13 protein-coding genes are annotated in these 13,209 nt (G+C 59.6%); 5 read left to right on the top strand and 8 right to left on the bottom strand.

The window, feature by feature from the left end; genetic code table 11:
* Position 1 precedes the first annotated feature (1 nt).
* The 4 genes from NW808_RS09655 to NW808_RS09640 all read right to left on the bottom strand — a co-directional run bounded on the left by NW808_RS09655 (position 2) and on the right by NW808_RS09640 (position 3,574).
* Positions 2–727, bottom strand: a complete 726-nt coding sequence (locus NW808_RS09655; protein WP_414421046.1) for a hypothetical protein — start codon at positions 725–727, stop codon at positions 2–4.
* A gap of 33 nt (positions 728–760) precedes the next feature.
* Positions 761–1,303, bottom strand: coding sequence for a DUF3110 domain-containing protein (locus NW808_RS09650; RefSeq protein WP_414410740.1), 543 nt, complete (start codon positions 1,301–1,303; stop codon positions 761–763).
* Between the two features lie 525 nt (positions 1,304–1,828).
* Positions 1,829–2,575, bottom strand: coding sequence for a phosphoadenylyl-sulfate reductase (locus NW808_RS09645; protein WP_414405598.1), 747 nt, complete (start codon positions 2,573–2,575; stop codon positions 1,829–1,831).
* Positions 2,576–2,644: 69 nt separating this feature from the next.
* Complete coding sequence (locus tag NW808_RS09640; protein WP_414394781.1) at positions 2,645–3,574, bottom strand: metallophosphoesterase family protein; 930 nt, start codon at positions 3,572–3,574, stop codon at positions 2,645–2,647.
* Positions 3,575–3,797: 223 nt separating this feature from the next.
* On the opposite strand from NW808_RS09640, the gene NW808_RS09635 reads away from it, so the two are divergent.
* On the top strand, positions 3,798–3,962 hold the full coding sequence (locus NW808_RS09635; RefSeq protein WP_414421045.1) for a conjugal transfer protein TrbI: 165 nt from the start codon (positions 3,798–3,800) through the stop codon (positions 3,960–3,962).
* A gap of 72 nt (positions 3,963–4,034) precedes the next feature.
* Positions 4,035–6,281, top strand: coding sequence for a single-stranded-DNA-specific exonuclease RecJ (gene recJ, locus NW808_RS09630; protein WP_414421044.1), 2,247 nt, complete (start codon positions 4,035–4,037; stop codon positions 6,279–6,281).
* 85 nt (positions 6,282–6,366) lie between these two features.
* Here recJ and NW808_RS09625 read toward each other — a convergent pair whose 3' ends face one another.
* From NW808_RS09625 to NW808_RS09610, 4 genes are all read right to left on the bottom strand, one after another.
* On the bottom strand, positions 6,367–6,630 hold the full coding sequence (locus NW808_RS09625; protein ID WP_414394776.1) for a helix-turn-helix domain-containing protein: 264 nt from the start codon (positions 6,628–6,630) through the stop codon (positions 6,367–6,369).
* 143 nt (positions 6,631–6,773) lie between these two features.
* Positions 6,774–8,033 carry a sensor histidine kinase gene (locus NW808_RS09620; protein WP_414421043.1) on the bottom strand — a complete coding sequence of 420 codons (1,260 nt, stop codon included), beginning with the start codon at positions 8,031–8,033 and terminating at the stop codon, positions 6,774–6,776.
* 69 nt (positions 8,034–8,102) lie between these two features.
* The gene (locus NW808_RS09615; RefSeq protein WP_414405601.1) at positions 8,103–8,867 is read right to left on the bottom strand and encodes an SDR family oxidoreductase; all 765 of its coding nucleotides are present in this window, start codon (positions 8,865–8,867) and stop codon (positions 8,103–8,105) included.
* An 86-nt stretch (positions 8,868–8,953) separates the two neighbouring features.
* Complete coding sequence (locus NW808_RS09610) at positions 8,954–9,061, bottom strand: PetM family cytochrome b6-f complex subunit 7 (RefSeq protein ID WP_414394772.1); 108 nt, start codon at positions 9,059–9,061, stop codon at positions 8,954–8,956.
* Positions 9,062–9,453: 392 nt separating this feature from the next.
* Between NW808_RS09610 and psbD the strand changes: the two genes are divergently transcribed.
* The 3 genes from psbD (at position 9,454) to cobW (ending at position 13,198) form a co-directional block, all read left to right on the top strand.
* Positions 9,454–10,512, top strand: coding sequence for a photosystem II D2 protein (photosystem q(a) protein) (gene psbD, locus NW808_RS09605; protein WP_414405602.1), 1,059 nt, complete (start codon positions 9,454–9,456; stop codon positions 10,510–10,512).
* Between the two features lie 135 nt (positions 10,513–10,647).
* Positions 10,648–12,027 carry a photosystem II reaction center protein CP43 gene (gene psbC / locus NW808_RS09600; RefSeq protein ID WP_414410745.1) on the top strand — a complete coding sequence of 460 codons (1,380 nt, stop codon included), beginning with the start codon at positions 10,648–10,650 and terminating at the stop codon, positions 12,025–12,027.
* 136 nt (positions 12,028–12,163) lie between these two features.
* Positions 12,164–13,198: a cobalamin biosynthesis protein CobW gene (cobW, locus tag NW808_RS09595; protein WP_414421042.1), complete on the top strand. Its 1,035-nt coding sequence runs from the start codon at positions 12,164–12,166 to the stop codon at positions 13,196–13,198.
* Positions 13,199–13,209: the final 11 nt, after the last annotated feature.

The raw sequence follows: 13,209 nt of genomic DNA, 5'->3' as shown, positions 1-13,209 counted from the left end.
GCTAGCAAGATGCCAGAGCGCCGATCCGAGCTTGCAGACCTGCTTCCAGCGCCGAGAGGTGGCGGGCTATGGTTACGTAGCGGTTAGCCGTCAAGTTTTTGGCGACAAACTGCTCCACCAGTTGCTGATCTCGGGCAACCATTTGGTTGAGGTACTGAGCTACGGAGGTTTGCGGATTCTCGATTAAAGCTCTGCACACCTGCAGAGCCATCACCAGTTGGGCCCGCACCTGCAAAAAGAGCGACTGGATATACTTCTGTTCGGCCTCACTGAGTTGGCGAAAATCTTGCCAATAGTGGCCCCCCTCCAGCGATTGTTGCAGCTCTTGCACCCAGCGGTTGTATTCTTTAACCTTGCAGGCGAGATCGCTGGCGAACTCCATGATCTCGGCAGGGCTATTCAGGAGATGGGCCTCTTGCCAGCGCTGACGAATGCGACGCAGGTTTTGCCGCAACTTCAGGAGAGCCCAGAGCAACCCCAGGAAGACCACTCCCAGCAACAGGACGGCCACTGCATAGAGCAGCCAATAACCGGGATCCCGAACTCCCAGGAGGATCACCAAAGCAATCACCAGCAGGCAGAGGGCCAGCATGACCCAAAACCGCAGTTGTTGCTGTTCAAGACGCAGGTACTCTGCCCTCAGGCCAAAAGCCTCACAGCAGGCCTCCAGATCCGCCTCCATGATCTGGCGAAACTCCTCTGCAGAAATTAGCTCGGCAGTGATCATTAGAAGACCCTCCTGACCGGGGTGACCAGCTCCTCAGGATTTGCCTTGCCAATTGCGCGCCGCTTCCGTACTCTCTGGCAGCGGCTCTAGCACCTCGCTGGCGGGAACCACCATCAACCCATAGCCCCCCTCGCGACAAAAATCGACGATCTCCTGCGTGTCGAAGCGCTCGGCTACGGGCTTGGGCAGCCCCTGCTGAGCCAGCCTCTGGGCATACTTTTTCGCCCCAAAGAGGCTCTCAAAGGCAATGACAATGTCCTGGCCCCCAATTTGGCGGGTGCAGATCCCTTCTTGACCGTTGGCTTGGTACAGCAGCACGATCACTTGGGGGGGCAGCCCTTCCGAGCTCACCCCAAACGGTTCCGTCTCCGCCTGGGATCCGTTGCCCAACAACACATCCCGCGCCTCGTTGAGCCGCGCCAGCCGAGCCTCCAGCAAGGGTCTTTGTCGCTCGTCGTCCAGCTCAAGAAGAGCGGCGCTGAGAGCTTGGTATTCCCGAAACCATTTCCTCCGGATTTCCTGTTCGCTGGCATCTGGCGGTAGATTGAGCACCTGGAGAGCCTCAGTAGTATCCATTGATCTGCTCCGCTAGAGTGTCCTCTATCATCGTCTAGACTAGCCGCTCTGAGGATCTCGGGAGGGGAACTTGGGCGTCGACAAAGCTTAGGGGGCAAATCTCGGCAGCGGAGGGTTTTTGCCGAAGAACAGTGGCCTTGAGGCCACACCACGTTTTTCGAGGAAATCCCTGCTGAGCACAAAGCACAGACTAGGCTAGCAGAAGCCATGGCACCGCCAGAGAGGGCCTCCGCTATCTGCCGACCCCAAGGGATCCGGGAACTAGCTGGTATTGCAACACCTGGGGTGGCCGAGCAAAGTAGGGCTCAATAAGCCCACGCCACCGAATAAAGTTTTCCGATTGCCGGAAGGTAACCAGATGAGCCTCCAGGGATAGTAGATATTGCTGGGGGTGCTCCAGACAGCGCTACAGTTGGTGCTGCCGTTATAGACAAAAGCTTGGCCGATGGCGGCTTCAAAAGCAGCTTCCGAGCCTGGAGTGACCTCAAGCTGAGCCACCTCCAGAACAGGAGCAGTGTTCATAGGCTACGTGTGCAGGCCACACTCGGTTTTGGCCATACCCTTCCACCGACCAGAGCGGGGATCCGCGCCTGGCTCCACTGGGGCTGTACAGGGCATACAGCCAATGCTGGGGTAGTTGCGGTCGTGGAGAGGGTTGTAGGGGATCCCGTGCTCGAGGATGTACTTCCACACCTGGCCGCTTGTCCAGTCGGCGAGGGGGTTGAGCTTGAGGCGGTTGCGCTTGCTATCCCACTGCACCTTGCCAATGTTGGCGCGGGTAGGAGCCTGTTCCCGACGCATTCCCGTAATCCAGGTGGTGCAATTGGCCAGAGCGCGGTGCAGGGGCTCCACCTTGCGGAGGTGGCAGCAAAGGTCGGGGTTGGTGCGGTACAGTTCTGGCCCGTATTGCGCCGCCTGCTCTTCCGGTGTCAGCAGAGGCTTAAAGACCTCCAGTTGCAAATGGGGATAGCGAGCCAGCACCTGTTGTTGCAGTTGTAGGGTTTCGGGAAAGTGAAAATCGGTATCCAGGAAAAAGGCGCGCACCTGCGGGCGAATAGCAGTGAGCAAATCAATCAACACCAGGTCTTCTGGGCCAAAGCTGCAGGCAAGTACCAGCCCATCCCCGAACTCAGATACAGCCCAGGCTAGCAAGTCGCTTGCAGAAAGGGGCTCAAAGCGTTCGCTCAGGGCAGCTACCTGGGGCTGATACCGCTTTTGCACCTCCTGGGCTGCCTGTTCCCAGTGGGTAGAGGAAGAAAGGGTTGCACTCATAGGGAGAGACGCCGAGTCCAGCTGCTTTGCCTTCTTAATCTACACTAATTCGGTCGAGCTTTAGGACTTTTATCGAGCTGCAACAGGTAGCAGGGTAGATCGAGCTCCTCTGGCGCGCAGGGGGATCTCTCCCCAGCGATCCCGACGTCTCCCCATCAGGAAACCATGCCAGAGCGGTCTGGGTCCTGGCTCCGGTAGGTGAACCCAGTGGTAGCGCAGGATCCCTCGCCGGGGGTTCAAATCCACCTCGAACAGCCGCAGTGCCGAGACTGGCCCCACCAGGGGAGGGGCTGTCAGGTAGGGGATCCCATCTCGTACATGGACTTTCGGCACATGTAGATGCCCACTCAACACTGCCACCACCCGTCCATGGTCAGCCAAGAGAGCATGGAGGGCGGCAGCTGCTTGCTTCTGGAGCTGGTAGTTGCGGAACACAACCGCGTCCATTTGGGTGGGGGAGATAAAAGGCGGCTGGTGGATTAACAAGATTAGCCATTCTTCTGAAACTGCTTGCAGATGTTCGCCCAGCCAATGCAGTTGCGAGGGGCGCAGCACCCCCTGGGGCAGGGGAAAAGGTCCCAGGCTGGCGTCAAGGGCAATGAGGCGAATCCCGGGCAGAGGAGAAAGGCTGTAATCGACATAGCCCGTAGGAGCCGGAAAGAGGGGAAATTGGCTTTGGCACCAGCGGATAAATTGTTCTCGGTCGAAGCGCCCCTTTCTTTGCAGGGTGTCGACATCGTGGTTGCCAAGACTGAGGTAGTAGGGCATCCGCAGCTGGGCAAGAATCTCCCGGAATAGCTCAAAGCTTTCTGGATCCGCCTGATCCACCAAGTCGCCGGTAAACACGACAAAGTCCAGATCCGGCACCTGGTTGAGATGGGCAACGGCTGCTTCCAACTGGCGGCGAGGGGAATCGGACATCCACCACCAGCGGCATGCCGTCTCCGGCATCAGATGAATGTCTGAGACCTGCGCAAAACGAATCCGTTCCGTGGCCATTGCCTAGGTACTTATTCACACCTCACGCCGCATCATAAGTTAGTAACCTGCCCAGGAGCTATTGACTTTTCTTAACCTCCTTCAGCAGGAGAGGGAAGGTGGCAATGGACAGGTTGCCGCCACTTGGACAGCCAGGCGTGAGTTTGATTCTCGTTTCAGCCTCGTTGTCCAACAACCGCTAGGGTATAGAGACGCGGATCTTCGAAAAGAAGGAGAAAAACCCATGTCTGGCACCCTTGTTCGCTGCGCCTGTGAGCACTGCAACTGCAGCTTCGAGAGCAGCCAAGGCTATCGCTACGAAGGCCAGCTCTACTGCAGCCAAGCTTGTGCTACTCACGACCATGACCACCCCTCCCCTTGCTGCACAGCCGCCCACTGCTGTCAATAGCAACTCGACAGGGATCCGAACCTAGACCCTTTTTGATACGCTCCTAAGGAGCTCTATCCCTAGCCAGCTTGCATGGAGTACCGCTGGGATCTGCTGCCCACTCCGCCTCAGTTTGACCCAGAGCTGAGCCGGGAATACGGCAAGTACGCGGCCAAGGTGCTAGCCTTGCGCGGGCTGCACAGCCGGGAACAGGTGCGGGCTTTCGTGGATCCCAGCTCCTATTCCCCCACCCCGCCGGAATCCCTGCCGGATCTGGAGCGGGCAGTGCGGCGGCTACTGGAGGCCAGGGAAAAAGGAGAAGCCCTCTGCATTTGGGGGGACTTTGACTGCGATGGCGTCACCAGCACCAGTCTTTTGCTCTCGGCGTTACAACCCTTGGGCTTCCAAGTCCAGTTCACCCTACCGCTGCGCAGCCGCGAGGGACATGGGCTCAATGCCCAGCGGCTCCAGCAGGTGCTGGCTCAGGGTTGCCAAGTACTTCTAACGGTGGACTGCGGCATCGGCAATGCTGCCGAGATTGCCCTGGCCCAAGCCCAGGGGGTGGACGTGATCGTGATGGATCACCACGCCCTGCCGGATCCCTTGCCCCCTGCCTATGCGGTAGTCAACCCTTTGCGCCTGCCGGAGGAGCACCCCCTGCGCTTCCTGCCAGGGGTGGGGGTGGCCTACAAGCTAGCGGAGGCCCTCTATCAAGCGCTGGGAATTCCTGGCGTCGAGGAATACCTGGATCTAGTGGCGGTGGGGATCGTGGCCGATGTTGCCGTGTTACAGCGGGAGTGTCGCTACCTAGTACAGCGGGGGTTGCCCGTGCTGGCCAAGACGCAGCGTCCAGGGCTGCGGGCTCTTTTGGATTGGGTGAGCAACGGCTCATCCCCAGGAGCGCTAACAGCTCAGGACATTGCCTTTCGCCTTGCTCCCAGGCTGAACGCCATTGGCCGCTTGGAAGACGCTAGGCTAGCAGTGGAGCTGCTGACCACCTCGGATCCGCAGCGGGCTCAGACGCTGGTGAAGCATTTTGTCGCCCTCAGCGAAGAGTGTCGGCAGCTCACCCAAGAGGTGCTACAGGAAGCCAGGCAGCAGGTGGAGAGCCTCGATCTGGCACGAGAGCGAGCCATCGTCTTGGCCAGCAGTGGCTGGAACCCAGGGGTTTTGGGAGTTGCGGCGGCCCGCTTGGCGGAGGAATACCGTTGCCCAACGGTGTTGATTGCCAAAGACGAGAGCACAGGGCTGGGCTATGGGTCAGGCCGCTCGATTCCAGGGGTAAACCTGCTAGAGGCCCTTGAGGCGGTGCGTCCTCTCCTGCGACGAGGAGGGGGACACCCCATGGCCGCGGGGATCCAACTCGATCTGGCTTGCCTGGCCGCTGTGCAACTGACATTGCGGCGGGAGCTAGCCGCGCGGGTTAGCCCGGATCAGCAAGCTCGCGCCCTGGCGGTGGAGATTCTCCTCGACTGGACTCTGCTGGCCTCTCAGGGCCGGGATGGGGTGGCGGAGCTAGACGAGGTGTATCGGCAGTTGCAGCTTCTACAGCCCTTTGGGCACGGCAACCCCAACCCCATCGTAGCCCTGATGAACTTCCGCCTCACTAAATCCACTCTAAGAGCCTCTGGGGATGGCCGCCATCTCAGGTTTGAGCTCAAAGGTAGGGCGAGATCCCGTACCCTCTGGTTTTGGGGAGCTGGCGAAGAGCTGGAACAGTGGCAAAACTGCCCAGCTGTGGACATTGCCCTGCGGTTGGAAGCCGACAGCAAAGAGCCCTGGCGAGGTACAGTGCTGGCGGTGCGTCCCTCTGGCAACTGGCAGGCCCCTGCTGTTTCCGCCCCTCGCCTCCAAATCCAAGACTACCGGCAACGCCCCCTGCCGGATTCTTTGGAGAAAGCCCTCTGCTACACTGGGCAACCTCTTCCTCTTAGGCAGCCGTTGCCCCCCTCAGCTAAAACAACTCTTGTACTGGCCTGCTGGCCCTGGTTGCCGGCAGATTTGGCCCAACTACTGCAGCAGGTGCAGCCGCAAACCCTGATCCTGGCTGCTTCTGCCCACTCCTGGGATCGCCTCCCTCAGCAACTTGCCCAACTGCGAGAACTAGGGCAGGTAAAACCCTGGGATCCTGCTACCCTGGCAGCAGCTACTGGCCTGCCCCAGCAGTGGCTAGAAGCCCTAGAGGGATCGGAACAGATCTCCACTGGGCTGCTCAGCCGGATCCGCGAATCCCAGGCCTTCCACCGCTGGCTGGACGAGGCTAGCCCAGCCCAGATTGCCCAACTGTGTCAACGGCTGCTGCAACCGGATCCCGTGCCGCTGGCTTTTTCCCCCGCCTGAGCTAAGGTACCCTTTGAGAACACCTCAGCAGGGCATGCGCTGCCCTACCCTTGTTCCCTGTCCCTGTGGTGCTCGCCGAGGAGGATTAGGCAATTTTGTCGTTGTTCAAGACGCAGCAGTTGACCTGATCCAGGCACACCTTTCCCCACTGCAGCGCCCATCGCACCAAAGCAACCCGGTTTGACGTTCGCGTCTTGCTCAAAATGTTGCTGATGTGGTTATCGACCGTGCGCTTGCTGATTTCCAAGCGCTTTGCAATGTCCTGATTGGTCATGCCAGCCGCAACCAACTCCAGGACCTGCAGTTCCCGTTCCGACAGCAGATCCGCGCAATGGTAGTCTGCGCCCATGCCCAACGCCTGAGGTACGAACTGTAAGGATTACCTAGAGTCATTCTAGGGGATCGCCTCCCCAATGGATAATCCGTGAGTTGAGCTTTTTGGACCCTGTCGACGAAAGGGAAAGGGACCAGCCGTCTTTTGCTTTACAAGCTTTACAAAGCATCGGGGTGCTGGCGGGGCAATTCCACCAGAACCCACAGCCCACCGGTTTGCGGATGATTGCGCAAGCGGATCGTACCCCCATGGAGTTCCACAATCTGACGCACAATGGCCAAGCCAAGGCCAGTGCCGCCTTTGCTGCGGGCCCGCGCCGCGTCGGTGCGGTAGAAGGGTTGAAAGACCAGCTCAAATTGATCCTCCAGCAGGCCGGGGCCGTGGTCGTACACCTCCAGCCGCACTTGGGATCCCTCCTCGGAGAGGCTCACGTGGATAGGAGAACCAGGCCCGCCATATTTGACGGCATTATCCAAGAGGTTGAGGATGAGGCGATAGAGGCGTTGCTCATCTCCCCAGAGATAGAGGGGGGAGGAGCTGCTTAGGTGCAGTTCCTGGTGGCGGGGCTTGGCTAGCGGTTCTAGACTCTGCCAGGCTTCTCGCACCAAGGCGGCTAGATCTACCCAGCGCCATTGGGAGCGGGATCCGGCCCCCAAGTTGAGAGCGCTCAGTTCCAGCAAGTCTTGCACCAGCTGACTGAGGCGCAGCGTCTCATTTAGCAGTCGTTCCACCCAAACCGCTTGCGCGGCATCGACTCGGCTTTGCAGAGTTTCCGCCAGAAGACGAATCGAGGTGAGGGGAGTCTTCAGCTCGTGGGCCACGTCCGAGGCCCAGCGATCCCGTTGTTGCGCCAGCAGCGTGGCCTCTAGGCGGTCTTCCAAAAAGATGGCCACATGGGCCTGGGGCAGGGGCAGCCCCCAAGCCCGCAGCGGAACCGGTTTGTCCTCGCCACCGGGAGGGTAGAAGACCCATTCGCGGCTCTGGACGGAAGCGCCAGCTTCCTGGCAGCGGGTGGCTTCGATGAGCTGATCCAACTCGTAGGAGCGCACCCACTCCAGCAAAAGCTTGATGCCCGGCTGCCAGTGGCTAATGCGCAGCAGGCGCTGGGCGGCAGGATTGCACTCTAGCACCACGTTGTTCTCGTCCACCCGCAAATATCCCCAGGGCAGACGCTGGCTGAGATACTGCCAGTCCAGGAGATACTGTCTTTGGCTAGCCTGCTCCAGTTCTTGTTGGCGAAGGTGGCGGCTAAGCCGGCTGAGCATCTGTTCAGGCGGCTGCAGCGGCAGGGCCAGGTGCATCAGGGATCCCAACTCTTGCAGTTGGCGGCTGAAGCGGCGTCGACTCTGCCAGCACAAGATCAGCATGCCGACAAGGCCAATGCTTAACCCAATGAGGATCCCGCCTTCCACTCCCATGAGCCCACCCCCTTTGCCGCCATTGTCGCCCAGGGATGGGGGAGTGAACGGATACGGAGTCCTGCCTCCCTAGCGGCGGTGCACCATCGTCGTGGTGGCCTGGTCGGTGGGCACGAGCAAGACTTCGCTTAGGTTGACGTGGGGGGGACGAGTGACGGCAAATAGCACCACCTCGGCCACATCCATCGCCGTCAAGGGGGTGAGGCCCCGATAGACCGCCGCCGCCCGCTCGCAGTCGCCGCGGAAGCGCACCTGGCTAAACTCGGTTTCCACCAAGCCGGGCTGGATCTCGGTAACGCGAATGGGGGTGCCGAGCAGATCCAGCTTCAGCCCCTCGGAGATGGCCCGCACGGCCGCTTTGGAGGCACAGTAGACAGCGCCGCCAGGGTAGGTCTGCCGACCAGCAATCGAGCCAATGTTGACCACGTGGCCCCGGCCCCGCTCCACCATCCCGGGCAAGACGGCGCGGGTAACATACAGCAAGCCCTTAATGTTGGTATCGATCATCTCCTCCCAATCTTGCACAGCGCCGCTGTGGAGTTTGTCCAAGCCGCGGCTAAGGCCGGCGTTGTTGATCAAAATGTCGATCTCGGCCCAGGCCGGCGGCAAAGACTGTAGCGCCTGCTGCACGGCTGCCCTATCCCGCACATCCAAAGTCAGTAGGTAGGAGGAAGTGCCGTAGGCCTGCTGCAATTCTGTGGCCAGCGCCTGCAGCCGCTCCTGACGGCGGGCCACTAGGATTAGCTTGGCTCCAGAACGGGCAAAAAGCTTGGCACAGGCTGCGCCGATTCCGCTGCTGGCGCCGGTGATGAGCACAATCGCGTTTTCCAGCATAGTCGGCTTGCCCAAAGAGGGGTGCTGGGATCCCTGCCCAACGCCTTGGTTTAACCCCTTCCCTTCTCCGATTGGCTGCCTATCCTCTACTCAGCCCCCCCTTGGGTGATGCGCAGGATCCCATACCCAAGCGCCACGCCCGCCAACGTCAAAACCAGAGAAATTCCCGCAATGGTCAAGATCTCGCTAGCCATGGATTTGCCTTAGATGAAGTGCAGTGTCCTTGTCTTAGGATATCGGATTTTGCTCTTGAACCTTACCAGCAGCGAGGTAGTCTCTCTCGAGCGCAAGAGAGCTGCCAAAGATTGCGCTTTGTAAAGTTCACGGTTACCTCAGACTTGCTAAGAGCGGGTTCCCTGCCTCTATAATGAGAAGCAATTTACAAGTCTTTACTGGCCTGGGCTAAGCAAGGCCAAGGACGGTGAAACTTGTCCGCTGGCTCTGAGGTAGCTTGCCACGAGCCCTGTGGCTTCTCGAGAAGTTCCGGGGTTTGAGTTTTTATACCTAGGCCGCGGTCTTGCCTTTAGGAGGCGAAGTTTGTAGCTTCACTAGCGTTCTCATCTTTAACTGAGGAGAAGATCGTCCTATGACCATAGCAGTGGGACGCGTACGCCAGGAGCGAGGATGGTTTGACGTCGTCGACGACTGGCTCAAGCGCGACAGATTTGTTTTCATCGGTTGGTCAGGGCTGCTCATGTTCCCCTGCGCCTACCTGGCCCTGGGCGGCTGGCTGACCGGCACTACCTTCGTAACTTCCTGGTACACCCACGGCCTAGCCAGCTCCTACCTGGAGGGGTGCAATTTTTTGACGGTGGCCGTTTCCACCCCAGCCGATAGCATGGGGCACAGCTTGCTCCTGCTCTGGGGTCCAGAAGCCCAGGGGAACTTCACCCGCTGGTGTCAAATTGGCGGCCTGTGGACCTTTGTGGCCTTCCACGGCGCCCTGGGCTTGGTTGGCTTCATGCTGCGGCAGTTTGAAATTGCCCGTTTGGTGGGGGTGCGGCCCTACAACGCCATTGCCTTCAGCGCGCCAATTGCCGTGTTTGTGAGCGTGTTTTTGATTTACCCCCTGGGACAGAGCAGTTGGTTTTTCGCTCCCAGCTTTGGGGTAGCCGGCATCTTCCGCTTCTTGCTGTTTTTCCAAGGGTTCCACAACTGGACGCTGAACCCCTTCCACATGATGGGAGTAGCTGGCGTTCTGGGTGGAGCGCTGCTGTGTGCTATCCACGGGGCAACGGTGGAGAATACCCTCTACAAGGATGGGGAGGCAGCAAGCACGTTCCGGGCTTTTGAGCCGACGCAGGCGGAAGAGACCTACTCCATGGTGACGGCAAACCGCTACTGGAGCCAGATTTTTGGGATAGCGTTCTCCAACAAGCGGTGGCTGCACTTCTTCATGTTGTTTGTGCCGGTAACCGGATTGTGGATGTCGAGCATTGGGGTAGTGGGGTTGGCGCTGAACCTGCGGGCGTATGAGTTTATCAGTCAGGAGACGCGGGCGGCGGAAGACCCCGAGTTTGAGACGTTCTACACGAAGAACATCCTGCTCAACGAGGGGATCCGGGCCTGGATGGCGCCTCAGGACCAGCCGCATGAGCACTTTGAGTTCCCTGAGGAAGTCCTCCCCCGCGGCAACGCCCTCTAATCTACCCAGTTAGCTGTAATTGAGCGCCTGCCCAAGGGATCCCCTCCTGCGGATCCCAGCGGCTAGGGATCCCAACGGCAGGTGCTTCCACTTAGCCAATCAATCAATTGTCCTGACGATTGGAGGTTGGTCTCTGTGACCTCAACAACAATTGGTTCTGTAGTGGTGCAAGATCGCACCCAGGGCGGGTTTGCCTGGTGGGCTGGAAATGCCCGCTTGATCAATCTCTCCGGTCGGCTTTTGGGTGCCCATGTAGCCCATGCTGGCCTGATGGTCTTCTGGGCGGGAGCGATGCTGCTCTTCGAGGTGGCTCACTTCACGCCCGATCGGCCCATGTACGAACAGGGCCTAATCCTGATGCCCCATTTGGCTACCTTGGGCTGGGGAGTTGGCCCCGGCGGCGAGGTGGTGGACACCTACCCCTACTTTGTGATTGGTGTGCTGCACCTCATCTCCAGTGCCGTGCTGGGGTTTGGGGGTGTTTATCACGCCATTCGCGGCCCAGAAACCCTGGAGCAGTCTTTCCCCTTCTTCGGCTACGACTGGAAAGACAAGAACAAGATGACCACCATCCTAGGAATTCACCTCATCCTCCTGGGGCTGGGGGCTTTCCTGTTGGTGGCCAAGGCTATGTGGTTTGGCGGTGTCTATGACACCTGGGCTCCCGGCGGTGGAGATGTGCGGGTCATTACCAACCCCACCCTCAACCCAGCGGTAATCTTCGGCTATCTGTTTAAGTCTCCTTTTGGAGGCGAGGGCTGGATTGTTAGCGTCGACAACATGGAGGATGTGATTGGAGGCCACATCTACATCGGCATCATTTGCATTGCCGGTGGGATCTGGCACATCCTCACCAAGCCCTTTGGCTGGGCTCGCCGCGCCTTTATCTGGTCGGGAGAAGCCTATCTCTCCTACAGCTTGGCGGCGGTTTCGCTCATGAGCTTCATTGCCACCTGCTACATCTGGTTTAACAATACTGTCTACCCCAGTGAGTTCTACGGACCTACGGGACCGGAAGCCTCTCAGGCGCAAGCCCTCACCTTTATCGTGCGCGACCAGCGCTTGGGGGCAAACATCGGCCAAGCCCAAGGGCCTACGGGTCTGGGTAAGTACCTAATGCGCTCTCCCACGGGCGAGATCATCTTTGGGGGCGAGACAATGCGCTTCTGGGATGTGCGGGCGCCCTGGAAGGAGCCGCTGCTGGGGCCCAACGGCTTGGATCTGGACAAGCTGAAAAACGACATTCAGCCCTGGCAAGCTCGCCGTGCGGTGGAGTACATGACCCACGCCCCGTTGGGATCCCTGAACTCGGTGGGAGGTGTGGCTACTGAGATCAACACCGTAAACTTCACCAGCCCGCGCACTTGGCTGGCGGCCCACAACTTCATCCTGGGCTTCCTGTTCTTTGTCGGCCACCTGTGGCACGCCGGTCGTGCCCGTGCTGCTGCTGCCGGCTTTGAGAAAGGAATTAGCCGCGAGGACGAGCCTGTCTATCGGATGAAGCCAATCCGATAGAAAGTGCAGGTCTTTCCAACTAGCACCTTTGGCCCCCAGTGGGGGGCCTTTTTTTGGGATCCCCCTGGTCGGGATTGGCGGGGAAGGCGGCGAGGGTAGAGACTGGGAGAGCTGAAGAGCTGAATCTTCGAAGAAGATGCACAAAGTCCCAGTGACCGTCATCACGGGATTTTTGGGATCCGGCAAGACGACGCTGATCCGTCACCTCCTGCTCAACAGCCGGGGTCGCCGCATCGCTGTTGTGGTAAACGAGTTTGGCGAAGTGGGCATCGATGGCGAGTTGCTGCGAGACTGCCAACTCTGCGAGGGAGAGGTCTCCATTCTGGAGCTGGTCAACGGCTGCCTCTGCTGCACAGTGCAGGAGGAGTTTTTGCCGACCCTGGAGGCGCTGCTGCAACGGCGGGCGGAGCTGGACAACATTGTTATTGAGACGTCAGGGTTGGCTTTGCCCAAGCCGCTGGTGCAGGCTTTCCGCTGGCCAACGATTCGCACCGGCGCCACTGTGGATGCGGTGATTGCGGTGGTAGACGGCCAGGCGCTGGCTGCGGGGCAGCTTGTGGGGGATCTGGCGGCCCTGGAGGCCCAGCGGCAGGCAGACGAGAGCCTAGATCACGAGACGCCCATTGAGGAGCTGTTCGAGGATCAGCTAAGCTGTGCCGATCTGGTGTTGCTCACCAAGGTGGATCAGATTACGCCGGCGGAGCGAGCGCAAGTGGAAAGCTGGCTGCGCCAAAAATTGCGCCCTGAGGTTCAAGTCCTCCCTTGCGAGCGGGGCCAGGTTTCCTCAGAAGTGCTCCTGGGCTTCAACGCAGCCGTGGAAGATCAACTCGAGCGCCGCCCCAGCCACCACGACCACGGGGAGGAGCACGAGCACGAGGCCTTTGAGTCTTTCTACCTAAGCCTGGAGGGAGGCTATGAGCCGGGATCCCTAGTTGCCCAGTTGCGTCAACTGGCGCAAGAGGAATGCCTCTACCGGGTGAAGGGCTTTGTAGCCGTGCCCCACAAGCCAATGCGCCTGGTGCTGCAGGGGGTGGGAGGGCGATTTGAAACCTACTACGATCGCCCTTGGCGCCCCCAAGAGCCGCGTTTAACCCGCCTGGTGTTCATTGGACAGAGACTTAACCGGGCGCGCATTGCCGCAGAGCTCCAGGCCCTAGCTGCCACCCGCTGATCCCTGGGATC

The sequence above is a fragment of the Synechococcus sp. W70.1 genome, from assembly GCF_047461515.1.
Taxonomy (GTDB): Bacteria; Cyanobacteriota; Cyanobacteriia; order Thermostichales; family Thermostichaceae; genus Thermostichus.
This window is presented reverse-complemented; position numbering and strand designations above follow the sequence as displayed.